General features: G+C 37.3%; 24 protein-coding genes. 8 read left to right on the top strand and 16 right to left on the bottom strand.

Annotation, left to right across the window (positions count from 1 at the left end):
- Position 1: 1 nt before the first annotated feature.
- The 7 genes from secA to ESZ48_RS08195 form a co-directional block, all read right to left on the bottom strand.
- Positions 2-3,355 (bottom strand): preprotein translocase subunit SecA, encoded by a 3,354-nt coding sequence (gene secA, locus ESZ48_RS08165; protein WP_129016835.1) that lies wholly within the window; start codon positions 3,353-3,355, stop codon positions 2-4.
- A 184-nt stretch (positions 3,356-3,539) separates the two neighbouring features.
- Positions 3,540-3,761 carry a DUF2795 domain-containing protein gene (locus ESZ48_RS08170; RefSeq protein ID WP_010177336.1) on the bottom strand — a complete coding sequence of 74 codons (222 nt, stop codon included), beginning with the start codon at positions 3,759-3,761 and terminating at the stop codon, positions 3,540-3,542.
- Between the two features lie 156 nt (positions 3,762-3,917).
- On the bottom strand, positions 3,918-4,493 hold the full coding sequence (locus tag ESZ48_RS08175; protein ID WP_129016836.1) for a cob(I)yrinic acid a,c-diamide adenosyltransferase: 576 nt from the start codon (positions 4,491-4,493) through the stop codon (positions 3,918-3,920).
- A gap of 471 nt (positions 4,494-4,964) precedes the next feature.
- Positions 4,965-5,642, bottom strand: coding sequence for a tRNA (guanosine(37)-N1)-methyltransferase TrmD (gene trmD / locus ESZ48_RS08180; RefSeq protein WP_129016837.1), 678 nt, complete (start codon positions 5,640-5,642; stop codon positions 4,965-4,967).
- Between the two features lie 163 nt (positions 5,643-5,805).
- Positions 5,806-6,426: a tRNA (guanine-N1)-methyltransferase gene (locus ESZ48_RS08185; RefSeq protein WP_129016838.1), complete on the bottom strand. Its 621-nt coding sequence runs from the start codon at positions 6,424-6,426 to the stop codon at positions 5,806-5,808.
- 142 nt (positions 6,427-6,568) lie between these two features.
- Positions 6,569-8,017, bottom strand: a complete 1,449-nt coding sequence (locus ESZ48_RS08190) for a glyceraldehyde-3-phosphate dehydrogenase (protein WP_129016839.1) — start codon at positions 8,015-8,017, stop codon at positions 6,569-6,571.
- A 182-nt stretch (positions 8,018-8,199) separates the two neighbouring features.
- Positions 8,200-9,615 carry a trypsin-like peptidase domain-containing protein gene (locus ESZ48_RS08195; RefSeq protein WP_129016840.1) on the bottom strand — a complete coding sequence of 472 codons (1,416 nt, stop codon included), beginning with the start codon at positions 9,613-9,615 and terminating at the stop codon, positions 8,200-8,202.
- 176 nt (positions 9,616-9,791) lie between these two features.
- Between ESZ48_RS08195 and dapF the strand changes: the two genes are divergently transcribed.
- The 5 genes from dapF (at position 9,792) to ESZ48_RS08220 (ending at position 13,816) form a co-directional block, all read left to right on the top strand.
- Entirely contained in the window at positions 9,792-10,565 is a 774-nt protein-coding gene (gene dapF, locus ESZ48_RS08200) for a diaminopimelate epimerase (protein ID WP_129016841.1), read from the top strand.
- Positions 10,565-11,089 carry a GNAT family N-acetyltransferase gene (locus ESZ48_RS08205; RefSeq protein WP_129016842.1) on the top strand — a complete coding sequence of 175 codons (525 nt, stop codon included), beginning with the start codon at positions 10,565-10,567 and terminating at the stop codon, positions 11,087-11,089. The genes dapF and ESZ48_RS08205 overlap by 1 nt, the downstream gene beginning before the upstream one ends.
- Positions 11,089-12,132 (top strand): endolytic transglycosylase MltG, encoded by a 1,044-nt coding sequence (mltG, locus tag ESZ48_RS08210; RefSeq protein WP_129016843.1) that lies wholly within the window; start codon positions 11,089-11,091, stop codon positions 12,130-12,132. The genes ESZ48_RS08205 and mltG overlap by 1 nt, the downstream gene beginning before the upstream one ends.
- A 3-nt stretch (positions 12,133-12,135) precedes the next feature.
- Positions 12,136-13,041 (top strand): DUF2279 domain-containing protein, encoded by a 906-nt coding sequence (locus ESZ48_RS08215; protein WP_129016844.1) that lies wholly within the window; start codon positions 12,136-12,138, stop codon positions 13,039-13,041.
- A gap of 106 nt (positions 13,042-13,147) precedes the next feature.
- Positions 13,148-13,816, top strand: a complete 669-nt coding sequence (locus ESZ48_RS08220) for a peptidoglycan-binding protein LysM (RefSeq protein ID WP_129016845.1) — start codon at positions 13,148-13,150, stop codon at positions 13,814-13,816.
- On the opposite strand, the gene ESZ48_RS08225 is transcribed toward ESZ48_RS08220, so the two are convergent.
- The 3 genes from ESZ48_RS08225 to dnaA all read right to left on the bottom strand — a co-directional run bounded on the left by ESZ48_RS08225 (position 13,817) and on the right by dnaA (position 16,661).
- Positions 13,817-14,533 (bottom strand): SAM-dependent methyltransferase, encoded by a 717-nt coding sequence (locus ESZ48_RS08225; RefSeq protein ID WP_129016846.1) that lies wholly within the window; start codon positions 14,531-14,533, stop codon positions 13,817-13,819.
- A gap of 130 nt (positions 14,534-14,663) precedes the next feature.
- The gene (locus tag ESZ48_RS08230; RefSeq protein ID WP_129016847.1) at positions 14,664-15,119 is read right to left on the bottom strand and encodes a low molecular weight protein-tyrosine-phosphatase; all 456 of its coding nucleotides are present in this window, start codon (positions 15,117-15,119) and stop codon (positions 14,664-14,666) included.
- A 114-nt stretch (positions 15,120-15,233) separates the two neighbouring features.
- On the bottom strand, positions 15,234-16,661 hold the full coding sequence (gene dnaA, locus ESZ48_RS08235) for a chromosomal replication initiator protein DnaA (RefSeq protein WP_129016848.1): 1,428 nt from the start codon (positions 16,659-16,661) through the stop codon (positions 15,234-15,236).
- Positions 16,662-16,852: 191 nt separating this feature from the next.
- Between dnaA and ESZ48_RS08240 the strand changes: the two genes are divergently transcribed.
- A complete protein-coding gene (locus ESZ48_RS08240) occupies positions 16,853-17,263 on the top strand; it encodes an acyl-CoA thioesterase (protein ID WP_129016849.1) in 411 nt (136 codons plus the stop codon).
- On the opposite strand, the gene ESZ48_RS08245 is transcribed toward ESZ48_RS08240, so the two are convergent.
- Genes ESZ48_RS08245 through ribD form a run of 4 tightly spaced genes read right to left on the bottom strand, consistent with a single transcriptional unit; the run spans position 17,260 to position 20,425 of the window.
- Positions 17,260-17,880, bottom strand: a complete 621-nt coding sequence (locus ESZ48_RS08245; protein ID WP_129016850.1) for an IMPACT family protein — start codon at positions 17,878-17,880, stop codon at positions 17,260-17,262. The genes ESZ48_RS08240 and ESZ48_RS08245 overlap by 4 nt on opposite strands.
- A gap of 1 nt (position 17,881) precedes the next feature.
- Positions 17,882-18,745 carry an EamA/RhaT family transporter gene (locus ESZ48_RS08250; RefSeq protein WP_129016851.1) on the bottom strand — a complete coding sequence of 288 codons (864 nt, stop codon included), beginning with the start codon at positions 18,743-18,745 and terminating at the stop codon, positions 17,882-17,884.
- Positions 18,742-19,353 carry an HAD family hydrolase gene (locus ESZ48_RS08255; RefSeq protein WP_129016852.1) on the bottom strand — a complete coding sequence of 204 codons (612 nt, stop codon included), beginning with the start codon at positions 19,351-19,353 and terminating at the stop codon, positions 18,742-18,744. Before ESZ48_RS08255 ends, ESZ48_RS08250 begins: the two co-directional genes overlap by 4 nt.
- Positions 19,346-20,425, bottom strand: a complete 1,080-nt coding sequence (ribD, locus tag ESZ48_RS08260) for a bifunctional diaminohydroxyphosphoribosylaminopyrimidine deaminase/5-amino-6-(5-phosphoribosylamino)uracil reductase RibD (protein WP_129016853.1) — start codon at positions 20,423-20,425, stop codon at positions 19,346-19,348. Before ribD ends, ESZ48_RS08255 begins: the two co-directional genes overlap by 8 nt.
- Positions 20,426-20,460: 35 nt before the next feature.
- Between ribD and ESZ48_RS08265 the strand changes: the two genes are divergently transcribed.
- Both ESZ48_RS08265 and prmC read left to right on the top strand, forming a co-directional pair.
- Entirely contained in the window at positions 20,461-20,952 is a 492-nt protein-coding gene (locus tag ESZ48_RS08265; protein WP_129016854.1) for a GNAT family N-acetyltransferase, read from the top strand.
- Positions 20,952-21,812: a peptide chain release factor N(5)-glutamine methyltransferase gene (gene prmC, locus ESZ48_RS08270; protein WP_129016855.1), complete on the top strand. Its 861-nt coding sequence runs from the start codon at positions 20,952-20,954 to the stop codon at positions 21,810-21,812. Before ESZ48_RS08265 ends, prmC begins: the two co-directional genes overlap by 1 nt.
- Positions 21,813-21,849: 37 nt before the next feature.
- On the opposite strand, the gene ESZ48_RS08275 is transcribed toward prmC, so the two are convergent.
- Together ESZ48_RS08275 and ESZ48_RS08280 are read right to left on the bottom strand one after the other, a co-directional pair.
- Positions 21,850-22,575: a copper homeostasis protein CutC gene (locus tag ESZ48_RS08275; protein ID WP_129016856.1), complete on the bottom strand. Its 726-nt coding sequence runs from the start codon at positions 22,573-22,575 to the stop codon at positions 21,850-21,852.
- Between the two features lie 75 nt (positions 22,576-22,650).
- A complete protein-coding gene (locus ESZ48_RS08280) occupies positions 22,651-24,915 on the bottom strand; it encodes a glycoside hydrolase family 20 protein (RefSeq protein ID WP_129016857.1) in 2,265 nt (754 codons plus the stop codon).
- Positions 24,916-24,975 lie beyond the last annotated feature (60 nt).

The raw sequence follows: 24,975 nt of genomic DNA on the forward strand, positions 1-24,975 counted from the left end.
ATTATTCTTCAGTCAACACCCAGTCTCCTTTTATTAATAAAGGTTCGGCTTGTTTATATTTTAAGGTTTTGTTCTCACCACTCATTACGTGCTTGATGGTCACTTGTGTATTACGCCCAATTTTTGGTTTGTCGCGTACAATAGTTTCCACCACCTCATGACGTTGTGTGTTACCAGCAGCCCTGCTTTGGGAAGAGCGTTCGTCCAAATTTGGGATTTCCTCCTTATTGGTTTCTAGTTTTTCTTTGGAACGTGTTTGACGTGCTTCCTGAATAGCATCAGTAGTTTCTGATGGTAGCTCACCTTTAAACAAGAAGGAGATCACATCTTTGTTCACTTGGTCAATCATTACCTTAAACAATTCAAAAGCTTCAAATTTATAGATCAATAACGGATCTTTCTGCTCATGGACAGCCAATTGAACCGATTGTTTCAATTCGTCCATCTTGCGTAAATGGGTTTTCCATGCATCATCGAGGATAGCCAATGTAATGTTCTTTTCAAAATCATTGATGAGCTGCTTTCCATGAGTTTCATAAGCTTTTTCAAGATCTGTAACTACTTGTAAACTCTTTACCCCATCTGTAAACGGCACGACGATACGTTTAAATTTATCGCGTTGTGTTTCGTAAACATTTTTGATGACAGGAAACGCCAAATCAGCATTCTTTTGCATTTTATCTTTATAATGGCTGAATGCTGCCTTATAAATTTTACCTGCAATTTCGATATCGGTCATTTTTCCGAATTCTACCTCTGTAATCGGCGAACTCATAGAAAAGTAACGGATCAGTTCAAATTCGAAATTCTTAAAGTCGTTAGCGGCTTTATTGGTTTGAGAAATGATTTCTGAAGTATCATATATCATATTTGCCAAATCCACTCGTAAACGTTCGCCATGTAGAGCATGACGACGACGTTTGTAGATCACTTCACGTTGGGCGTTCATAACGTCATCATATTCCAGTAAACGCTTACGTACCCCAAAGTTGTTTTCTTCCACTTTTTTCTGTGCACGTTCAATGGATTTAGAGATCATGGAATGCTGAATTACTTCACCTTCCTTTAGTCCCATTCTATCCATCATTTTAGCAATACGCTCACTACCAAAAAGTCGCATTAAATTATCTTCCAAAGACGCATAAAACTGTGAGCTTCCTGGGTCTCCTTGACGTCCTGCACGACCACGCAACTGTCTGTCCACACGACGCGAATCATGACGTTCTGTGCCCACAATGGCCAATCCGCCTGCTTTTTTAACATCTTCACTCAACTTAATATCCGTACCACGACCAGCCATATTGGTAGCAATGGTCACTTGACCCGGTTGTCCTGCCTCAGCAACAATATCGGCTTCTTTCTTATGGAGCTTCGCGTTCAAAACGTTGTGAGGTACTTTTCTTAAGGTTAACATTTTGCCTAATAACTCACTGATTTCAACACTGGTCGTTCCAATCAGAACAGGGCGACCTGCTTCCGATAATTTAGTCACTTCGTCAATAACAGCATTGTACTTCTCACGTTTGGTTTTATAAACTAAATCATCACGATCATCACGAGCTATAGGTCTGTTGGTTGGAATTTCAATAACATCCAGTTTGTAAATTTCCCAGAACTCACCAGCTTCAGTCAAAGCAGTACCAGTCATACCAGATAGCTTACGGTACATTCTAAAGTAATTCTGTAGGGTTACCGTAGCAAAGGTTTGGGTGGCCGCTTCAATTTTCACATTCTCTTTAGCTTCAATGGCTTGGTGCAAACCGTCGCTATAACGACGACCATCCATAATACGACCGGTTTGTTCATCAACAATCATTACTTTATTGTCAATAACAACATATTGAATGTCTTTTTCAAATAAGGCATAAGCCTTTAATAGTTGGCTTAAAGTGTGGATACGTTCTGATTTGATACCAAAATCCCTGAAGAGTTCTTCTTTAGCTTCCGCCTCTTTTTCTTTGGAAAGATTTTGTGATTCGATTTTAGAAATCTCCATTCCGATTTCTGGCATGACGAAGAAATTGGGATCATCTTCACCTGAAAGAAATTCTACACCTTTATCAGATAATTCTACCTGATTATTTTTCTCATCAATTACATAGTACAGTTCCGCATCAACTTTAGGCATTTCGCGGTTATTGTCCTGCATATAATGATTCTCTGTTTTTTGCAATAATTGCTTGATGCCTTCTTCACTTAAAAATTTGATTAAGGCTTTGTTTTTAGGAATTCCTCTATACACACGTAACAATTTAAAGCCACCTTCTTTGGTATTGCCTTCAGCAATTAATTTCTTGGCTTCTGCCAAAACCCCAGTTAGATAATGACGTTGCGCAGCTGCGATGGCATCAACTTTGGGTTTTAATTCGTTAAATTCATGACGTTCTCCTTGCGGAATTGGTCCGGAAATAATCAATGGCGTACGGGCGTCATCCACTAAAACGGAATCCACCTCATCCACAATAGCATAGTGGTGAGGGCGTTGCACTAGATCATCAGGCGAATGTGCCATATTATCACGCAGATAGTCAAAACCAAATTCGTTATTGGTTCCGTAGGTAATATCGGCATTATACGCTTTTTTACGCGCTGCAGAATTGGGTTGATGGTAGTCAATACAATCGACGCTCATCCCATGAAACTCAAACAATGGCGCCATCCACGCACTGTCACGTTTTGCCAAATAATCGTTGACCGTAACTAAGTGCACACCGTTTCCAGTAAGTGCATTTAAGTACATTGGAAGCGAGGCTACAAGGGTTTTACCTTCACCAGTTTGCATCTCTGCAATTTTACCTTGATGCAGTGCCACACCGCCAATAAGTTGGACGTCATAGTGGATCATGTCCCAAGTAATTGGTTTTCCGGCAGCATCCCAAGAGTTTGCCCAAATTGCTTTTTCATGTTCTAAGGTGACGTAGTCCTTGATTCCCGAAATTTCGCGATCAAAAGTACTTGCTGTTACGGTGATGGAGGTGTTATGAACAAAGCGCTTCGCAGTTTCTTTAATGACGCCAAAGGCTTCAGGCAAAATAGTGTTCAACACTTCTTCTGTAGCCTTATAGATGTCGTCTTTGATGCGATCGATCTCTTGGTAGATATCTTCACGTTCGTCAATGTCTTCTGTGGCTTCAGCATCTTTTTGAAGTTTTTCGATCTTATCGTTAAATGGCTGACGCGCTTCAGCGATCTTAGATTTAAAAAATTCCGTTTTTGCCCTTAATTCGTCGTGTGACAAAGCTTCCAAAGCCTTTTCATAGGTTTTGATCTGATCTACAATAGGAATGATGGCTTTGACATCCTGTTTGGATTTGTCGCCAACAAAGACCTTCAATATTGAATCTAAAAAACTCATAAGGTGTTTTTGTTTAAGCTACACTTCGACAAGCTCAGTGTGCGTTTTATGATAATATAAATTATTTGTACGATGTGTTTGCTTGTTAAGGCTCACAAAGATACGGTTTGTGCTAAGTTTATTAAAAAATAACGCACAAAAAAAGTCTCTTGATGAGACTTTTTAACTATTCTTTTTGATTTATTTAATATTCGTCCTCGTTCCAGAGGTAGTCCTCATCGGTTGGATAATCTGACCATATTTCTTCAATTGAATCATAAGAGTCTCCTTCATCTTCAATTGCTTGTAAATTCTCTACAACTTCTAAGGGCGCACCAGTACGGATCGCATAATCAATTAATTCGTCTTTGGTAGCAGGCCAAGGCGCATCACTTAAATAAGATGCTAGTTCTAATGTCCAATACATTTGTTATTCGTTTTAAATTTTTGCAAAAATAATTTTTTTGTTGATATAATCAAGTAAAAAATGAATTATTTAGTCATTAATTAAAAGAACGTATAATTCTTACAAGATTTCTCGACTTTAAATATATAATCAAAAAAGATGTAAAAGCCTAATTCTTTAGGATTCTTTTTGCGGAATCCATTGGATTTCTTCGGCTTGTAAGTCATGAGACAACTTTCGTGCCAATACAAATAGATAGTCAGATAAACGGTTTAAGTACATTAAAGCTTCTGGTTGGAAAGGCTCTAAGTCATTAAGTGCAGAGGCCAAACGTTCGGCTCTACGGCACACGCAGCGGGCTATGTGACAGAATGACACGGTTTGATGTCCGCCTGGCAACACGAAGTGTGTCATTTCAGGTAAGGTTGTATTCATAAGATCTATTTCGTCTTCCAAACGTTGGATATCGGCCGATGAGATTTTTGGAATGTTTAATCGGGCTTTTCCACTTTTAAGTGTCGCCTTTGCAGGGTCCGTAGCTAAAGTAGAACCAATGGTGAACAATCGATCTTGAATGATCATTAAGATTTCTTTGGAATGTTGATCGATTTTTTGATCTCTGATTAAGCCAATATGCGAATTTAGTTCATCCACCGTTCCGTAACTGTCAATGCGGATGTGATGTTTTGGGACTCTGGTGCCGCCAAATAGCGCGGTGGTTCCTTTATCGCCTGTTTTTGTATATATTTTCATTTTTAAAGAGTTTGAAGTTTGAAGCGCGTGCCTTGAAATACGAAGATACATTAGATTGAAAAGTTTTGCCACGAATACGTAAATATTTTTTTGGACTGGGTAGAGGGTAGAGGGTAAGTGGGGAGTTATCGGGAGCACGAAAGTTTTTTAGGGTTTGAAGCAGGAAGCTTGAAGCACGAAGATGTGATGGCATGATAAAGTTGCCACGAATACACAAGTTTTTGTTGAGGGATTTAATCGAAAATTTACACCAATAGAGAATTCCAGATTCTATAATTGTTGGATAGTAATAAGTGATAAGTTTTTTGGAATTAATTCCTTGTCCAATTGATAAAATTTAACTTGAACACTGAACACTGAACACTGAACACTGAACACTGAACATTGAACACTGCCTGCCCGTCCGTAGCATTTGCGTAGGCGGGAACACTGCCTGCCTGTCCGTCAATAGCATTTGCGCTGGCGGGAACTCTATTCCTCCAGCAAATCCGGTCTTCTTTTCAAAGTATGCTCGTATGCTTTGTCTTCGCGCCACTTTTCTATATTCGCGAAATGCCCAGAAAATAGAACTTCAGGCACCTTCATGCCTTTATATTCTCTTGGTTTTGTGTAAATAGGTGGTGCCAATAAATTATCTTGAAAGGAATCTGTCAAAGCCGAAGTTTCATTGCCTAACACGCCTGGAATAAGTCGTATGATAGCATCACACAACACTGCAGCTCCCAATTCGCCTCCTGAAAGGACATAATCGCCAATAGAAATCTCTTTGGTTATCAATAGGTCTCTAACACGTTGATCAACGCCTTTGTAATGTCCGCAAAGAATTATAATATTCTCTTTTAAAGAAAGTGTGTTCGCTATGCTTTGATTTAATGTGTTGCCGTCAGGTGTCATATAGATGACTTCATCATAATCACGCTCCTCCTTCAATTTAGAGATGCACTTATCAATGGGTTCAATCATCATGACCATACCTGCACCGCCACCAAATTGTGTGTCATCTATTGATTTATAACGATCAGTTGTGTAGTCTCTTAAATTATGGAAATGGACTTCGACCAAACCTGCTTCGATGGCACGTTTTAAAATAGAGGCTTCGAAAGGACTTTTAAGTAACTCAGGTAAAACGGTAATGATATCTATGCGCATGTTTTTTCAGGCTTCAGTTGGCAGAGCACAGTCTTCATAGTCTGAAGAAATCTGCAATAATTTTTAGATGGGATGAATGAGCTTATATTTAACAATCAAATAAGAAAACATCTGATGTCCCTTAATCAAAAATCTGTAAGATTTCTTACAGATTTTCAAGCTTTTACTTTAGTGTTTTTTGTTTGTTGATTTCGTCCTGCAGTTGTCGCCTTACTTTTTGTTCGCGTTCGAGTGCTGTACGTCTATGTTCTTCAAATTCCTCTTCAGTTTCGACCAACGATTTTTTTGCTAATCTTGTCACAGAATTACTGTTTCTGAATTTATAAATGAATATTAATAACAGGAAGAAAAGGGCACCAATGATGCTCCACATCAATACGTTATAATTGTCTTTGCTCATTTGCAACCCAAACAGAGCCATATTGTCCTTCTCTTCATTTGTGTCTGCTAAAGTAGATTCGGTTTCAGAAAGGTTACTTTTAAGGGTTACAATTTCTTGAGCCAAACTGTCCACCGTACTTTGGGTGGTTTTCAAATCGTTTTGAAGTGCTTTCAAGGAATCTAAGGTGTGTGCCTTTAATTGATACAACCAAGTCTTTTTTACATTTTTATACTCTTGATAATTGTAAGATTTTTGAATGACATATTCAAACTGGTTGTCTATCGTGCCTTCAGTGAGCGATAAAGTATCCTCTTCCTCCGTGGTGGTAGTTTTTTGAGCGTTGGAGACTACAAAAAACAGACAAGCGACAAGGGTAAGGGTTAGAGTTTTTAAAGAATGCATTGGTTTGATTTTTCTGATGAGGTTAAATTTTGGACAAGATAAAAAAATATGTAGATGTATGCTAATATTTAAAACAAATAGCCTCACATTAAGGAGGCTATTTGATATACGGTTGAAGTTTTATTTTAGATGTTTTGCTCGACTAATAATATGTAAAACGTCTCACCTTTGAAATATATTTAGCCAATCTTATGACTTGATGGCTGTATCCATATTCATTGTCATACCAAATATATAAAATGATGTTTTTGCCACCATCCCTTACGATGGTTGCTTTACTATCATAAATTGCAGGTGCGGAACAGCCCACAATATCACTAGATACAAGTTCATCACTCAATTCAAACTTTATCTGCTCCACAAGGTTGCCTTCCAAAGCATATTTTTTGATAATGGTATGAATTCCATCCAGAGTTGTAGGTTTTTCAAGTTCTAAATTCAATATTGCCAATGAACCGTTTGGCACAGGAACACGGATGGCGTTAGAAGTCAATTTTCCTGCCAATGATGGTAGCGCTTTGGAAACTGCACTGCCTGCACCAGTTTCTGTGATTACCATATTCAATGCTGCTGCACGACCACGACGGTATTTGCTATGGAAATTATCAACTAAATTCTGATCATTTGTGTAGGAATGGATGGTTTCTATATGACCATATTTTACGCCCAACGTATCTTCAATAACTTTTAATACGGGTGTAATGGCATTAGTGGTACAGGAAGCCGCTGAAAAAATATCAACTTTATCCGGATCGTAATCCAAATGGTTGACACCATGTACAATATTTGGAATGCCTTTTCCTGGTGCAGTCAATAATACTTTGCTAACCCCTTTTGATTTTAGATGTCTGTTTAAAGCTTCTTGATCTCTAAAAGCACCTGTATTGTCAATTACCAAGGCGTCTTTAATACCGTATTGGGTATAATCAATATCTTCTGGTGCATTGGCAGAAATGACATTAACCGTTGTACCATTAATGATAAGGGCGCTGTTTTTTAGATCTGTAATTACAGTTCCGGAAAAATCGCCGTGCACAGAATCATTCCGAAGCAAGGAGGCTCTTTTTTCTAAAACAACCTGATCAATTTTCCCACGAGTAACTATGGCTCTCAATCGCATTTGACTGCCTTTACCGGTTTTCGCCATTAATTCCCTAGCCAATAATCGACCAATCCGTCCAAAGCCATAAAGAACAACATCTTTGGGCATTATCGATTCGTTTTTTCTTGCACCTTTAAGTTTGTCAACAACAAATGCCGTCGCATTGGAATATTTTTGATCTTCTAAATGGTATTCAAAAGTCAATTTCCCAATATCCAATTTTGCAGGAGGCACATCTAAGGTTTTGATCGCTTGGGCGATTTCAACAGAATCAAAAATAGAAATTGGTTTTTCAACAAATTCACCTGCATATTCATGCAGATTCAAGATGTCGCTGACATTTCTGTCAATTAATTCATTTCTAAAAAGTACAAGCTCAATGGATTTGTCATACCATAGATCGCTGACTATTTTAATAAATTCAACTGTTGCTTTTCGTCTATCTGCTTGAAAAGCCAATTCGTTTTCATAAGTTCCGTTCAAACTCATTTTTTTGAAATTTTTATGTATCCGCAGGTTATGAAGATACGTTGATGTTGTGTTTTTTTTTCCGATCTTTCGGACTGCAAAAGTAATATATTTCAATCGTTTTCGTAAACATTTAAAGAAATAAAAAACCCTACAGTAAAGATTAATACTATAGGGTTATGAATGCGTTAAAATGCGCTCTATTATTTAAAAATAAAACTCTCTTTTTGTCCTGAACTATTAATGATTGATAACTTCTTTAAATTTTTCTCAAGATCATCGCCATATTTTTGTTTTAATTTAATGATGTCATCCACGTCGTTAATTTTTTGATCATTAATTTCTGTAATGATATAGCCTCTATTGATACCTAGCCTTTTGTAAAGGGCATAATTGTCATTCTTAACGACGACCACACCATTAGTGATATTTGCACTTTTTTTGAGATTACTTGGAATGTTTCTCAATTGCATATCTAAAAAGTCAACCGTCGAAATTTCACTTTTAGATAGGGTTACTGGGATTACTTTTTCAGAACCGCTTCTGATCAAAGTCAAATTGACTACGTCATCTGGACGTTTGGTGCTTAAATAACCACTTAAATCAGAGAATTTTGAAATCGTTATATTATCAATTTTCTTGATGATATCACCTTTTCTAATACCAGCTTTTTCTGCACCTGAACGCTCTTCAACATCACTTACGTAAAAACCTTGAGTAGTATTGACTTCAAAGGTTTCGGCTGATTTACTGTTTAGTTCGCCCCCTCTAACACCCAAAATGCCGTTTTGCACATTACCAAACTCCATGATATCTTCAACAACTTTTCTGGCAATGTTGCTAGGTACAGCAAAAGAATATCCAATATAAGAGCCCGTTTGGGAGGAGATGGCTGTGTTAATACCAATGAGTTCACCACGAGTATTGACAAGTGCACCACCTGAATTTCCAGGATTAACGGCAGCATCGGTTTGGATAAACGATTGGGCATTTACTCCTGATAAGTCTCTGGATTTAGCACTAATTATACCGGCGGTAACCGTAGAAGTTAAATTAAAAGGATTGCCCACTGCCAAAACCCACTCACCAACTTTTGCCTGATCAGAATCACCAAAAGTTGCAAAAGGCAATTCTTGATCTGAATCGATCTTCAGTAAGGCAATGTCTGTTTTTTCATCGGTGCCAATAAGTTCTGCAGTATAAATTCTGTTGTTGTTCAAAGCTATGGAAATCTGCTGAGCACCAGTAATAACGTGGTTGTTGGTAATAATATAACCGTCAGGTGAAATGATAACTCCACTCCCGGTCCCAATTTGGGCGCGTTCGGTATTTCGACCCATGAACAAATCCTGAAGGGTCATTGGAGCTCTACTGATGGTTGTGTTTTTTACGTGCACTACGGTATGTACCGCATTAGCTGCAGCCTCCGTGAAATCGGGTGCATTTAAGGTGCCGTAAGAGGCCACTGCTTTATTGCTTGTGGGAAAATAGGATAAAGTGGAATCGGTACTTGTGGTCATCTGAATTTCGCCATCTTTTTCTATAAAAATCTTATAGGCAGAAAGTGTCATGACTCCTCCCAAAGCAGAAACTAAAATCAGGGTTAAAATCTTTTTCATTTTAAATATAGTTTATTTGAGAATTATGAAATTAATCGTTTAAAATATTAATGCATAACAATTAAAAATAGTTTTTTATTACATTTAACATAGTCTTTTAACGGTTTTTAACGCGAACTTTAACGCTCGTTTAACACCACAATAAACCGTCAGGATTTCTTATATTTGCCAAACCTATGAAGCAGACATTCTATAAATATCAAGGTACAGGTAATGACTTTGTGATGATTGACAATCGTGACCTATCCTTCGACAAAAACGATACCAAACGCATTAAATTCTTGTGTGACCGACGTTTTGGCATAGGAGCTGACGGATTTATCCTATTGGAAAACCACGATACATTAGATTTTAAAATGGTGTATTTTAATTCTGATGGAAATGAAAGCTCTATGTGTGGCAATGGTGGAAGATGTATTGTAGCCTTTGCAAAGTTTCTTGAGATTATTGATAACAGCACAAGCTTTGAAGCTATTGATGGTTTACATCATGCTCAGATAGAAACCGATACTGTAAAACTTCAAATGCAGGATGTCAAATATTTGGAAAAATTTGAATCTCACGTGTTTTTAAATACGGGATCGCCACATCATGTACAAATGGAAACTGATTTGACGCAGCTTGATATAAAAAAAGTTGGTTCTACAATAAGATATGGTGCGCCATACAATAAAGTTGGAAGTAATGTGAATTTTGTTTCTAAGATTTCTGACGAGTTGTTTTCAGTAAGAACCTATGAGCGTGGTGTTGAAGATGAAACTTTGTCCTGTGGAACCGGAGTGACTGCAGTTGCATTAGCAATGAACTATATTGGAGAGACAGAAAAAAAACTAATAACCTTAAATGTTGAAGGTGGAACGCTACAGGTGTCTTTCGAAAAAGAAGGTCAAGGGTATAAAAATATTTGGTTGATTGGACCTGCAGTTCAGGTTTTTAAAGGAGAGATATAATGGAAACATTAAAAGGAAAACACATCTATTTACGTGCCTTGGAACCTGAGGATTTAAGTTTCTTGAGTAGCATCGAGAATGATGAAAATCTATGGGAATTGAGCCATACCCAAACACCATATTCACAGTATATATTAAAACAGTATTTAGCTAATTCCTATCAAGATATATTCGAGGCTAAACAGTTGCGTTTGATTATTTCAAACTATGAAAATAAACCGTTGGGAATGATCGATTTGTTTGATTTTGATTTTAAAAACAGCCGTGCAGGGGTTGGGATTTTAGTTCATCAACATGAGGATAGGCAGCAAGGTTATGGTAAGGAAGCCCTTCAGTTATTGATTAAATACAGCTTTACACATCTTAACCTCCATCAACTTTATTGTAATATTTCAGAAGACAACGATGCCAGTCTTAAATTATTTACTAATCAAGGCTTTGAAAAAGTGGGTCTCAAAAAAGACTGGGTTTACAAAAATAAAACATATAAAAACGAATATTTACTCCAACTTATCAATTCCTAATGTATATAAAAAAAATTCTCGTTGCCATTGTACTCATCGGTTTAATAGTAGCAGCCTTCATAGCTTACACGATTTATCAAACCATGTTTGTTTCCAATACAGTATTTAATAATGATGTTGCGCATGTATATATCCCTACCAACGCTACGTATCAAGATGTTAGGGCTGAATTGGAACCTTTATTGAAAGACATGGGCAAATTTGATGCTCTCGCAGAACGTAAAAAATACACAACCAATATCAAAGCGGGTAAATACGCTATTAAGAAAGGGATGAATAACAATGATATTATTAATTCTATCAGGAGTAATAATATCCAAGTGAAACTTTCATTTAACAATCAAGAATCCTTGAAGCGTTTGGCGGGTCGGGTTTCGACACAAATTGAAGCTGACAGTCTAGAATTGTATACCGTCATGTCCTCACCAGATTTTTTAAAGGCAAATGACTTTTCGTCCAAAACAGCTTTGGGGATGTATATCCCGAATAGTTATCAGTTTTTCTGGAATACCTCTGCTGAACAGTTTAGAGACCGGATGCTTACGGAGTACAACCGCTTTTGGAATGATGAGCGCATGGCGAAGGTTAAAGCTCTCAATTTAACTCCAGACAAAGTCATGACTATGGCGTCCATTGTGCAAAAGGAAACTGCTAAAGTGGATGAACGTAAAAGAGTTGCTGGCGTTTATATGAATCGCTTAAAGATTGGAATGCCATTGCAGGCAGATCCAACAGTTATATATGCCATTAAGCTCACTTCTGGAAATTTTGACCAGATCATCAAACGTGTGCTTTATAAAGATTTGGAAATTGACTCTCCTTATAACACCTATAAATATTCGGGATTACCACCTGGGTTAATCACAATGCCAGATATCAGTTCAATAGATGCTGTTCTCAATTATGAAAAGCATGATTATTTATATTTTGTAGCAGATGTCAAAAATTTCGGTTATCACAAGTTCGCTAAGACCTTGTCACAGCACAATGCCAACAGGCAAGAATATATACGTTGGATTAATCAGCAAGGGGTAAACCGGTAAATCATGCCAAGATTAAAATTTATTTTAATTTTACTTCTTACGACGACTTCTTTTTCCCAATCCAAACTTGATAGGTTTCTAACACCAAGTGATACACTCAATACACATAGAAGAACTGCTGTATATATCTCAGAAGTGGCTGTTGGAGGATTGACTATACTGGCGCTAGATCAATTGTGGTATGCTGATTATGAACGATCAAATTTTCACACCATAAACGACAATGATGAGTGGCTACAGATGGATAAAATGGGTCACGTTTTTTCGTCGTACCAATTGGGTAGGTTAGGAGCAAGCGTTTTAAATTGGAGTGGTGCCAGTAAAAAAGAACAATTGATCTATGGTTCCACGTTAGGCTTTACATTTTTAACCGCTGTTGAAGTTTTTGATGGTTTTAGTAAGGAATGGGGTTTTTCTTGGGGAGATATCATGGCAAATGGTGTTGGTACCGGTATTTATATTGGTCAAGAACTGCTTTGGCAGGAACAGCGAATGACTTTAAAGTTTTCTTTCCATCAAACTAAATATGCTCAAATAAGTCCTGAAAAGTTGGGCAACGGATTTTTAGAAGAGGTTCTGAAGGATTATAACGGACAGACTTATTGGTTAAGTTTTAATGTCAATTCCTTCTTTAATAGCGATCATATTCCTAAATGGTTGAATCTTGCCGTAGGCTATAGCGCAGACGGCATGGTGTTTGCTTATAATGAACCTGTTAACAACTTTGTTGCTAACAAAAACAGGAAACGGCAGTTCTATTTGAGTTTAGACGTAGATTTATCAAGAATAGAAACAAAATCACATATTTTGAGATCCGTTTTTGATGTTTTGAACGTAATTAAGGTGCCTTTTCCTGCTTTGGAGTTTACCGATAAAAATAGCATAAAGCTCCACGGCATCTACTTTTAGAGACCTTAATCGATTAATTTTGAGGGTTTAATAAAAAGTCATACCTTTGCACGCTGAAATTTAAGTCTGCTAAAAACATAAAAGGCTTTTACAAAGATTAGGAATTATGTTAAAAAAGATCACTAATTATTTTGTTATCCCTTTTGCAATTTGTGTCATTTTAATCACGACGCTTTTTCCAAAAACGACTGTAGATATGACCAATTTTTCGACTGAAGGATTAGAGTTAAATTACACAGTTTCGGAGGATATCGCGCTTTCTACCACTTTTGGAGAAACAGCCCAGCACACCACATACAACAGGTTTTTTCCTTATTTAGGAAAGTCCTACTTAGGTTTTAAAGAAGCATTGGCTTTTAAAGAATCGCGAGGGAATTATTTTACGGTCAATGATCTGGGATATTTAGGTAAGTATCAATTTGGAGCCGAAACATTAAAGTTACTTGGCGTTTATAATCCTGAATATTTCTTATATACACCGGAATTACAAGAAAAGGCATTTTTAGCCAATTCTGAACGCAATAAGTGGATTTTAAGGAAAGATATTGCGCGTTTTGTAGGTATGGAAATACATGGCACTACGATTACCGAATCAGGTATCCTTGCAGCTGCTCATCTGGCGGGTCCGGGTAATGTAAAGAAATTTTTAAGAAGCCGCGGTGGATATAATCTTTCTGATGCTTATGGTACGTCCATTTCGTATTATATGAAACAATTTTCAGGATACGACACATCTTTCATAAAACCAAACCTAAAAGCAAAAGCCAATTTGTAATCAATCCTTGTGAATGATGAAAATGGCCGGACGTTTGTGCAGGTCTACTTTTATGTGCTTCCAATCGTTAATGCTATAGGTTTTTATGTACTCTGAAGGTAAGGTGAGGTCGCAAGCCACACAGAGCCTAGTCTGCGGATGCAGGGTTACAATCAAATCTTCCAACAATTTATTGTTTCGGTAGGGTGTTTCGATAAATAATTGAGTTTGGTTATGGTCATTAGATAGCTTTTCCAAGCGCTTCAATTCGGTTTTTCGATCGTTTTTATCGATGGGTAAATAACCATTAAACGCAAAACTTTGTCCGTTCATGCCAGAGCCCATTAATGCCATAATAATGGATGATGGGCCAACCATAGGGACCACTTGGATGTTGTTTTCATGAGCCAATTTCACGATGTCCGAACCTGGATCTGCAATAGCAGGACATCCCGCCTCCGACAGTAATCCCATTGGTTTCCCTTCTTTACAAGCGTTTAAAAATGATAATTTTTCGGATGCTTCAGTGAACTTATTTAGAATTTTCAGCTGTAGGGAGGGTTGCGATTTTTCGGGATGAGTTTTTTTAATAAAGCGCCTTGCAGATTTTTCATTTTCAACAATATAGTCGTCTGTGAAGTCTATTACTTTTTTTATTGAAATAGGCAAAACGTCCCAAACAGGTTCATCACCTAAATCAGTAGGAATTAAGTAGAGTTTTCCAAAGTGATTTTTCATTAGTTTATAACGGATTTTCGAGTTGTTGTATATCAGATAAAATTGAAAATCTCCAAAATACACTCGCGTCTGATTGGAAACATAGAAATTGCTATTAAATTCACGAAAACAGATAAGCCTTATGAAAAAGTCACCTACTTAAATCGAGAGCAATTTTTTCGCAAGCCTCGTCTAATAAAGTGTAAACATCTTCGAAGTCTTGTGTGCTGCCCCAGTAAGGATCCGGAACTTCCTTTTTATTGGAAGATTGAGAATCCTGTAAAATAAGTTTTACCTTGGCAATATCTTCTGTATCTCTTGCCAGTTTCACAACATTTTCATAGTTGGATTGATCCATGACGTAAATAATATCGAAATTATCGAAATCTGAAATTTCAAACTGTCTGCATTTTTGATCGGAAATATCTAGACCTTTAGCTTTCGCAGTGGCAATGGATCGATGATCAGGAGCTTTACCTATATGATAATCTCCAGTCCCCGCAGAATCCACTTGAAATTTGTCAGCAGGCAGTTTTGATTCAAGAATGCCATGCGCTAATGGTGATCTGCAGATATTTCCCAAACAAACCATTAAAATTCTAGTCATTTTACTTTGTATTTTATTTATCCTCATAAACAGAGGATAATAATTATGTCGATTAAACCGCTTTCATTCCGATATTTAGCTCAGAACTTATAAGTTTCTTATTAAAAGAGTATTTTAAAGGGCTAATTTCTTGGCAATGTCCTCAACGTACTTTCTGAATTGTTTGTCAGTAGAAGAGAGGTTGTCAACAGTTTTACAAGCATGGAGTACAGTGGCGTGGTCGCGTTTGCCAATTTGTGAACCAATGCTCGCCAATGATGCTTTGGTATATTTCTTCGCAAAAAACATCGCTAATTGTCTCGCTTGTACAATATGTCGTTTTCTTGTTTTGGATTGTAGCGTGTCAACATCCATTTGGAAGTAATCTGAAACGACTTTTTGAATATAATCGATGGAAACCTCACGTTTGGTGTTTTTGACAAACTTTTCAACAATTTCCTTAGCTAGGCTAATGGTTATCTCTTTTTTGTTGAAAGAAGATTGGGCTATTAAAGAGATAATGGCGCCTTCAAGTTCTCTGACGTTGGTTTTAATATGCTTCGCAACATATTCAATAATATCATCAGGCATTTCCACACCATCACGATATAGTTTGTTCTTTAAAATTGACACACGTGTTTCAAAATCAGGGCTTTGCAATTCAGCAGAAAGTCCCCATTTGAATCGGGATAACAAGCGCTGCTCAATATCCTGCATATCTACTGGTGCTTTATCACTTGTTAAAATAACTTGCTTTCCATTTTGGTGTAAGTGGTTGAAAATATGGAAAAACACATCTTGTGTTCCTGTTTTGCCTGATAAGAATTGAACGTCATCAATAATCAAAACATCAATGATTTGATAGAAGTGGATGAAATCATTCCTGTTGTTCTTTTTGACGGAATCTATGTACTGCTGCGTGAATTTTTCAGCAGAAATATAAAGCACTGTTTTTTCAGGATATTTATCTTTGATATCAATACCAATGGCGTGCGATAAATGGGTTTTACCAAGACCAACGCCACCAAAAATAAGTAAGGGGTTAAAAGATGTTCCTCCTGGTTTATTCGCAACTGCCAATCCTGCATTTCTTGCCAAGCGATTGGAATCTCCTTCAAGGAAATTTTCAAAATTGTAATTTGGATTGAGTTGCGACTCGATTTTTACATTTCTGATCCCAGGAATGATAAATGGGTTTTTTAATTCCGGATTTTTATTCTTTAACGGGATATCAACATCCTGAGATCTTACTGCACTTCTATTGGAACTTGGTATTTTTTCAGTAAAAGGTTGTTTATTGCCATAAGTGTTTTCCATCTTTATGACATATACTAATTTTGCCCGGTCTCCAAGCTCTTTATTTAAGGCTACTTTTAGGATTTTTACATAATGCTCTTCAAGCCATTCGTAAAAGAATTTACTAGGCACTTGTATGCTAAGAGCATTGTCAGTAAGCTTTACTGCTGTAATAGGTTCAAACCAAGTTTTATATGCTTGGGGTTGGATGTTGTCTTTTATAAAAGATAGACAATTTTTCCAAACCGATTGCGCAGTTACTTCCATTGTAATAAGTTAATTTTTTGTTGTTAGTCAGATTAGCAAAAAAAAGAGAAATTGGTGTATTCTCTTGAATAAATTCTGAGACAAATATGTGAACAAATTTCTGAAAAAAAAAATCAAATGCTATTGAATATTCAGAATTAAATCCCCATGTTTAATCCGCGATGAAAATACAAAAAATAAACCAAACAAAGATGTCAAATCCTTTATATTGCCACGAAATCCAACTTAGAGTGCGTTATGCCGAAACCGATCAAATGGGGATTGTCTATTACGGAAACTATGCCCAATACTTCGAGGTTGGAAGGGTAGAGTGGTTGAGGAATTTTGGGATTTCCTATAAAAGTATGGAGGAGGAAGGTCTCATGTTGCCCGTAGTAAGCTTGAGTGTAAAATACAAAAAGCCAGCGCGTTACGATGACCTCATTAAAGTAAAGACTCAGTTGGTAAAATTGCCTTCTGCAAGCATTGAATTTGACTATGAAATCACTAACGAATCGGGGGAAATTTTGACTCTGGGAAATACCGTTTTGGTATTTATGGATGTAAATAAGAATAGACCTACAAAATGTCCAGAATATCTTTTAGACAAACTGCGGAATTAATCGTTCAAAATTTTCAATTCTACTCCGAAAATGGGCTCGAAAGCTTCTAAAACACTATTTAAGTTTTTTAATCGGACAGAAATAATGATGGTGCAGGTCAATTCTAAAATTTGACGAACTATTTTCAGGTTTTTTTCTTTGATAACACGCATCACTTTGTTCATGTCTTTGTACTCAAATTTGAGTTCTATTTCCTGGTTTATGGTTTTTGTGACAATTTTTGAATGCTCCAATGCCATTTGTGCGGTTGTTTTGTAGGCGGTTATTAGTCCGCCAACACCCAATTTCACCCCTCCAAAATATCTCACCACGACAATCAATACATTAGTAACCTCAAAGGATTGAATTTGTCCATAAATAGGCATTCCTGCACTATTGTTTGGTTCTCCATCATCATTGACCCTAAATTGGAATTGATTTTCCAGAATTCCAAGTTGATAGGCGTAACACCAATGCCTGGCAGAATGGTGTTGTTTTTTTAAATTTTCAAGATGAATTTTGACATCCTCTTCTGTTTTCACTGGGAATACGTAGCCGAAAAATTTACTATTTTTTTCTTTAAATAAGACTTCAGCAGAGGGTTTCGTTATGGTTTTGTAAGTGTCTTTTTCTGTCATGTCATGCAAAAGTTACTAAATATATGGCAATAAGCGCCATCCCAATTCCTGTCCAATTTCTTTTGGTTAAATGCTCCTTAAAGAAATAAAGACCAATGATGGTGGAAATCATCACTATGGCTACGTTATTTATGGTGAAGAACGTGGAGCTTTCCATATTTGGAGATTGTAGTGCTTTAATGATATAATAGAGTGAAGCATAATTTGCAAGACCTAAGACGGTACCTGCAGAAATACTTTTTGGATCCAGCTGCAACTGATTCCGTAATGCTTTGCCACCTAAAATGATCATGCCGATTATTCCTGCAAATCCAAAAACACATGCAGAAAACAAAGGTATACCATCTTCAGAAACGGACGTATGCTGTAAATAATTGATATAGGTGTCACTGAGTCCTGAACCCAAGAAAAGCAATAAGGGTAGCATAAGGTTTTTCTTGAAATTCACAGTGGTTTTTGACTTTGCCGAAACCAAATACACCGCAATTAAGGCTAAAACTATACCGATGATTTTTTGATATCCAAGACTATCACGGAATACAATGATACCAAAAATGATAGGAATGATGACACTCATCTTTGAGGCGACAGCAGCCACGGAAAGCCCATTTTTTTGCGCGGTCCAAGCCATCATAGTGAAAAGACCGATAAACATGGCGCCAATAAGTACACTGCCTAAAAACCATTCAGAATTAAGTAGAATATTGACAGAAACCGATTCTTTAACATTCCACGCGCCAAAGCTAAAAGCAACAATATAATTGACTACAATCGCCTGAAAGGTATTGACCTTAAATTTCTCCAATAGTTTGAATACGACAAAAATGAATAATGACGCAGTTATACTGAGAACAAGGTAAATCAAAATAGATCACTTTTGGTTGACATCAATGAAGTGATGTCATCAGTTTCTGGATTGATATGCCAGGTATGGATCCCTAATTTGGAGGCAGAAACAATGTTTTCTTCAGTATCATCAATAAATAAGGTCTCCTCGGCTTTTATATTGTTTTCTTTTAAAACAAATTCATAGATATTTGCGTTGGGCTTTCTTAACTGAATTTCATGAGATAGATAGAACGCATCAAACTGAGCTTTAAATTCTTCGTAGAAATTCACATTTTCTTTGACCCAATTGATATGTAGCTCGTTTGTATTGCTCAACAAAATAAGTTTATACTTTTTGTCCGCCGCCAACTCTTCTAAAAACTCCAATCTGTGCAAGGGGAAATCCCTTAAGATATAATTCCAGGAATCTAAAAGCGCGTCTCTGTCGTGATCCGGAAAATTATCCAAATAGAATTCCAAAAATTCATCAGTACTCATAAGTCCTTGTTCATAAAGGATGTTTATGGCATGTATTTCATCCGATAGCTCATTCATTTCGAATAGATTGAGCACATTGTCCATGGCGCCTTTTTTATCTAGATTTATAAAAACATCTCCAAAATCGAATATTATATTTTTAATCATGTGTATAAAGTTTTAAGGTATCATTTATGATTTTTTCTTCAGAAAGTAACCTTCCTGAAAAGTGAGGTGCTTTTGTGCCAGTGGTAAAGTTAATAGTGCCTTTAAAAACACGGGCTTCATCCCAAAGACCTTCATCTATAAACGTTTGAAGCGTTTGGCGTCCGCCTTCAATAATGACAGAATTGATATTTTGGTTAAAAAGAATTGTGCAAATTTGTTGGGCGATTTTATCTTTTAAATCCCAATTCAGAAATTCGAGATTAGCGGATAGGTGGGGATATTCAAAATTGTCATCCTGAGTATCTGTGCTCCCCGCTACGTCCTTCTCACTTATCATAATTGTTTTTACTTTGCCATCAAAAACAGTAAAATTTTTAGGGAGGCGTGAATTTTTATCTAAAACAATGCGTATCGGGTTCTTGCCGTTCCAATCCCTGGTTGTCAAACTCGGATTGTCTTCAATTACCGTATTGGTTCCTACTAAAATAGCCTGTTCCTCCGCGCGCCATTTATGCACTAATTGTCGTGAAAGTTCATTAGTAATCCATACTGGCTTTTGTTCATTCCTTGTGGAAGGGGCAATAAAACCATCGGCGGTTTCTGCCCATTTTAATATGATATACGGTCGTTTTTTATTGTGGAATGTAAAAAAGCGCTTGTGATGCTCTTTTACTTCATCTTCCAAAACACCTACAATAACTTCACATCCTGAAGCTTTTAGTCTTTCAATACCCTTCCCCGCAACGTTACTGTGTGTATCAATAGTCCCGATAATGACCTTTGGGATTTTATAATTGATTATGGCATCGGCACAAGGTGGTGTTTTTCCAAAATGTGAACAGGGTTCTAAAGTTACATAAAGCGTTGATTTTGGCAGTAAATCCTGGTTTTTTACGCTATTTATGGCATTCACTTCGGCATGAGCGCCACCGTACGGACTAGTAAAGCCCTCGCCAATAATTGTTTGGTCATGGACAATGACACATCCAACCATGGGGTTTGGTGCTGTAGTGCCAAGCCCATTTTTGCCGATTTCAATGCAACGTTTTATATATTTTTCATGTATATTCATCCCGATAATTATCGAGACAAAAATAACATAATATCGTGAGCAAAGCCGCTATCCTTATTAGAGAAATTAAAATTGAAGATGATGCCCAAGTAGCACAAGTAATTCGTGCGGTGTTGGTGGAAATGGGGGTGCCAAAAGTTGGGACTGCCTATGCTGACAAAGCTCTTGATGAAATGACCGCTACTTATGATAAGGATAATGCAACTTATTTTGTAGTTGAAGATCAAGGGAAGATTATTGGTGGCGCGGGAATAGCCCAATTAGAAAATTTTGAGGGCAGCATATGTGAGTTGCAAAAAATGTATTTTTTACCAGAGGCGAGAGGAAAGGGGCTCGGAGCTAAGATGATGGAAATTTGTTTGAAAAAAGCCAAATCATTTGGTTATGAAAAATGCTATCTCGAGACCTTGCCTTATATGAAAGATGCCACAAAACTTTATTCCAGAACTGGATTTGAACCTTTGGAAGGACCAATGGGTGATACGGGACATTATTCTTGTAATGTTTGGATGCTAAAATCATTATAATGCTTTTAAAAACACTACGAGAACACTTTTATAGCGCACTGAAAGAGGAGTATCCAGAAACGGAAATTCGATCTTTTTTTAATTTATTGTCCGAATGTTTTTTGAAAATGAAACCTGTAGAAGTGAGCATGAATCTGTATGCGCCTATTTCAGGGAAGAAAACTGAAAAGTTTGAAAATGCCATCACCCGGCTTAAGAATCAAGAACCGATTCAATATATTATCGGATCGACGGAGTTTTACGGATTGCCATTTAAGGTTACTGAAAGTACGTTGATACCAAGACCAGAAACAGAAGAATTGGTACAGTGGGTCTTAGATTCTTCAGCATCCAAAATGGAAAACTTTACCATTCTTGATATTGGAACGGGAACAGGTTGTATTGCAATTTCCTTAGCGAAAAACAGACCTCATGCCACAGTTTTTGCTGTAGATATAAGTGGAAAAGCTTTAACGGTAGCCAAAACCAATGCGAAACTTAACAAGGTAGATGTGGAGTTCATGGAATTAGATATTCTTAATTGGAATTCGGAATTTGAAAATTTGGAATTCGACATCATTGTATCCAATCCGCCGTATGTTAGAACCTTGGAGAAATCCCAAATGAGCGATAATGTTTTGCGACATGAGCCATCCTTGGCATTATTTGTAACCGATGATGATCCGCTTATTTTCTATAAAAAGATAGCCGAGTTTTCAACAGCACATCTCAAAAGGAATGGGCAACTTTTTTTTGAAATCAACCAATATTTAGGAGCTGAAATGGTTCAATTACTTGAAAATTTCGATTATAGAGATGTTGAGCTCAAAAAGGACATTTTTGGTAATGCCCGAATGGTTGCTGCAAATAAAATTTCTTGACTATTTATTTTTGGAAGAGATGATGAAACATAACCCATTAATTTTTGATAAGCTTTAGCATAGCCACAATAACTTCTATGTTGGATGCCATTTCTTGACCTTCATTCAAAAAACTAGGGGTGTTCATCGGGATAGTGGTTGAGGCTTTAACTTCTGGTGATAATACTGCAGAGCAATGGGCTTCGTTGAATCCAGCGCCCTTAAAGATTAAAATGTTTTTAGGGTTGATTCCAGATCCCGGAAGAATCGTAAGCAGGCCATCCGCCAATTTATTTAATTGGTTCAAAATCAATATTCCTTTTTCTGCAGAGCTTGCTTGGCCCGAGGTAAGGATACGATCCACTTTAAGTTCCATCAATACTTTTAAGGCGTCAAAGGGATTTGGTGTGCGATCAAAAGCACGATGAAAGGTAAAAGGTAAAGGTTTTGAGAGTTCTATCAATTCCTTTGTACGTTCAACATCAACGGTATTATCTAAATTTAAAACGCCCGAAACAATGCCGTCGCAGCCTAATTCTTTACAAATTTGAATGTCCTGTTTCATAATTTCAAAATCCGCTTCAGAATAGGTGAAATTGCCACTCCTAGGTCTAATGAGCACAAAAACCGGAATGCTCAAATTTTCCATGACCTGTTTTATCAAACCATAAGAAGGCGTAATGCCACCGACCGCCAATTCTGAACACAATTCTATCCGATGGGCGCCAGCGTTTTGGGCATTGATTGCTGATTGGTAATTGGATGCGCATATTTCTAATATCATATATACTTCTTTAAAACAACGTTTGCTTTTTTAAGATCTGACAGGTTTTTGAAAGTCGTCAGGTCTGGATAGGTGTTAATTAATTATTATTTCGTCAATAAATGTCCAAGGCTTATTCCCTGCACCTTGTTTGCCTTTAGGAATTAATCCAGAATTGGGAATTCTTAAGTAAATATAACGTGTGGTTTCGTTTAGATTGATTTTCACTATTGCATGAGTGTCACTGCTCTCTGGGATTTCAGCTTCAGAATCAAGACTGTTTTGTTTAATTCCATAGGCTATCATTTTTGGAGCATAAATCCACATCCACGGTGCTTCATAAAACCGTGTTTCAATTGAACTGATCTCCATTTCTTCACCTAAATCTATCGTAATTTCCAAATCTTCGCCATCAAAACCCAACCATTCTTTATCGTTTACTCGTGTATCGCTACCTGAAATTCCGTTGATCAATCCTTCAATGCCACTTCCTGAATAGGTTTTACTGGGCTGAACATTGACACTGATTGTTTTTCCCAGTGCTTTATGATAGGTGATAGGCTGTGTAAATGTTGCGCCCTGTTTTTTATCAGCATTGAAAATGGCCGCTTTTATGACAAGATCCTTGTTGATTGGAATGACTCCTGAATAAACTTCCGACGTTCCACTAGGCTTGGTGCCGTCTGTTGTGTAACGGATGGTTTTGTTCTTTAAAATCGATTTCAATTCGTAGCCATCAGTAGCTGCGCCACCATCCACTTCGTATAAATGGTTGGCATAATTAATATCCAAAGCATCTAAGCGTTGATGGAAGTTGTCTACGCGCGCCACAAAATCGGGATAGTTTTTCTTATCGGTTGGTGACCAAAGAACTTCGCTCATGGCGAGGATTCTTGGGAAAGCCATATATTCCAATTGCTTTTCATTGGGGATGTATTCTGTCCAAATATTCCCTTGTCCGCCTAAAACATATTTAGATTCCTCTTCAGTAAGCTCTTCCGGAATTGGATTAAAACTGTATACTTTTTCCAAAGGTAAAAACCCACCGCTATTGGCTAATGGTTCATCTTCGTTATCGGATTGTTTGTAATCAAAATAGCAATGCGAAGTTGGCGTCATGATCACATTATGGTGCTGTTTTGCAGCTTCAATTGCGCCTTGTGTGCCACGCCATGACATGACCGTCGCGTTTGGTGCCAAACCGCCTTCCAAAATTTCATCCCAACCAATAATCTGTCGGCCTTTACTATTCAGATATTTTTCTATTCTTGTGATAAAATAATTCTGAAGCTCATGTTCGTCTTTTAAACCTTCCTCTTTAATGCGCTGTTGACAATTAGGGCATTTTTCCCAATGTGTTTTGGGCGCCTCGTCACCTCCAATATGGAAATATTTACTAGGAAAAAGTTCTAAGACTTCATCCAAAACATTTTCTAAAAACTCAAAGGTTTCATCTTTGGAGCAGAAGATGTGGTCAAAAACACCCCAAGTTTCAGCTACTTTAATCTGTTCGCCGGTACAGCCCAATTCTGGGTACGCAGAAATAGCGGCTTGTGCATGACCTGGCATTTCTATTTCAGGAATAATGGTGACATGACGGTTTTGGGCATAGGCCACAACGTCTTTAATTTCTTCCTGCGTATAGAATCCACCATAGCGTTTGCCATCGAATTGTTGTGGGTCGGCATTGTAACTGCCAATAAGGGTTTGATCTCTAAAAGCGGCAATCTCTTGTAATTTTGGATATTTTTTGATCTCAATCCGCCAACCTTGATCTTCGGTTAGATGCCAGTGAAACGTGTTCATCTTGAGCATGGCCAAGGCGTCAATATATTTTTTGATGAAGTCCACCGAAAAGAAATGGCGGCCCACATCCAAATGCATACCTCTATGTTTAAATTGTGGTGAATCCTTAATCGTTACACATGGAATGGAAATTTTCTCTTGATAAAATGTGCCATTTTCAAAATCTGTGGGGAGCAGTTGCCGTAAAGACTGTACTGCATAAAAAGCACCGTGATCGGTCTTTGCCCTGATTTCAATCTGTTTTGGTGAGATGGTCAATTGATAGCCCTCATCATTTAAAATGGTGTCATCCTGAATAAAGCTTATGCTATTGTTTTGTTGTAACTGAATTGAACTGCCGTTTTCAACAAATTCCTTTAAAAAAGTGGCCGAAACCTTGAAAGTGTCATCATACGACATCCCGACTGAATTGTCCAGAATAAATTCCCCTTTAGTGCTTTCCAAATGAGCAGGCATTGGAAGGATTTGAGGCTTTGGATGTTCAGTCTTGGGAGAATCACAATTGTATAAGAATGTGATAAAAACTATAAGTGCGGTTATTTTCTTGATTGGCATTTTAGTATATTAGAGGCCTTAAAGATAAAGGAAAAAAGACAATTTACCTCTCAATACACC

This window comes from Gelidibacter gilvus (genome assembly GCF_004115975.1).
Classification (GTDB): Bacteria; Bacteroidota; Bacteroidia; order Flavobacteriales; family Flavobacteriaceae; genus Gelidibacter; species Gelidibacter gilvus.

Coding starts and splice junctions, on each gene's coding strand:
- secA (WP_129016835.1), bottom strand. CDS start 3,355: ATGAGTTTTTTAGATTCAATATTGAAGGTCTTTGTTGGCGACAAATCC.
- ESZ48_RS08170 (WP_010177336.1), bottom strand. CDS start 3,761: ATGTATTGGACATTAGAACTAGCATCTTATTTAAGTGATGCGCCTTGG.
- ESZ48_RS08175 (WP_129016836.1), bottom strand. CDS start 4,493: ATGAAAATATATACAAAAACAGGCGATAAAGGAACCACCGCGCTATTT.
- trmD (WP_129016837.1), bottom strand. CDS start 5,642: ATGCGCATAGATATCATTACCGTTTTACCTGAGTTACTTAAAAGTCCT.
- ESZ48_RS08185 (WP_129016838.1), bottom strand. CDS start 6,426: ATGCATTCTTTAAAAACTCTAACCCTTACCCTTGTCGCTTGTCTGTTT.
- ESZ48_RS08190 (WP_129016839.1), bottom strand. CDS start 8,017: ATGAGTTTGAACGGAACTTATGAAAACGAATTGGCTTTTCAAGCAGAT.
- ESZ48_RS08195 (WP_129016840.1), bottom strand. CDS start 9,615: ATGAAAAAGATTTTAACCCTGATTTTAGTTTCTGCTTTGGGAGGAGTC.
- dapF (WP_129016841.1), top strand. CDS start 9,792: ATGAAGCAGACATTCTATAAATATCAAGGTACAGGTAATGACTTTGTG.
- ESZ48_RS08205 (WP_129016842.1), top strand. CDS start 10,565: ATGGAAACATTAAAAGGAAAACACATCTATTTACGTGCCTTGGAACCT.
- mltG (WP_129016843.1), top strand. CDS start 11,089: ATGTATATAAAAAAAATTCTCGTTGCCATTGTACTCATCGGTTTAATA.
- ESZ48_RS08215 (WP_129016844.1), top strand. CDS start 12,136: ATGCCAAGATTAAAATTTATTTTAATTTTACTTCTTACGACGACTTCT.
- ESZ48_RS08220 (WP_129016845.1), top strand. CDS start 13,148: ATGTTAAAAAAGATCACTAATTATTTTGTTATCCCTTTTGCAATTTGT.
- ESZ48_RS08225 (WP_129016846.1), bottom strand. CDS start 14,533: ATGAAAAATCACTTTGGAAAACTCTACTTAATTCCTACTGATTTAGGT.
- ESZ48_RS08230 (WP_129016847.1), bottom strand. CDS start 15,119: ATGACTAGAATTTTAATGGTTTGTTTGGGAAATATCTGCAGATCACCA.
- dnaA (WP_129016848.1), bottom strand. CDS start 16,661: ATGGAAGTAACTGCGCAATCGGTTTGGAAAAATTGTCTATCTTTTATA.
- ESZ48_RS08240 (WP_129016849.1), top strand. CDS start 16,853: ATGTCAAATCCTTTATATTGCCACGAAATCCAACTTAGAGTGCGTTAT.
- ESZ48_RS08245 (WP_129016850.1), bottom strand. CDS start 17,880: ATGACAGAAAAAGACACTTACAAAACCATAACGAAACCCTCTGCTGAA.
- ESZ48_RS08255 (WP_129016852.1), bottom strand. CDS start 19,353: ATGATTAAAAATATAATATTCGATTTTGGAGATGTTTTTATAAATCTA.
- ribD (WP_129016853.1), bottom strand. CDS start 20,425: ATGAATATACATGAAAAATATATAAAACGTTGCATTGAAATCGGCAAA.
- prmC (WP_129016855.1), top strand. CDS start 20,952: ATGCTTTTAAAAACACTACGAGAACACTTTTATAGCGCACTGAAAGAG.
- ESZ48_RS08275 (WP_129016856.1), bottom strand. CDS start 22,575: ATGATATTAGAAATATGCGCATCCAATTACCAATCAGCAATCAATGCC.
- ESZ48_RS08280 (WP_129016857.1), bottom strand. CDS start 24,915: ATGCCAATCAAGAAAATAACCGCACTTATAGTTTTTATCACATTCTTA.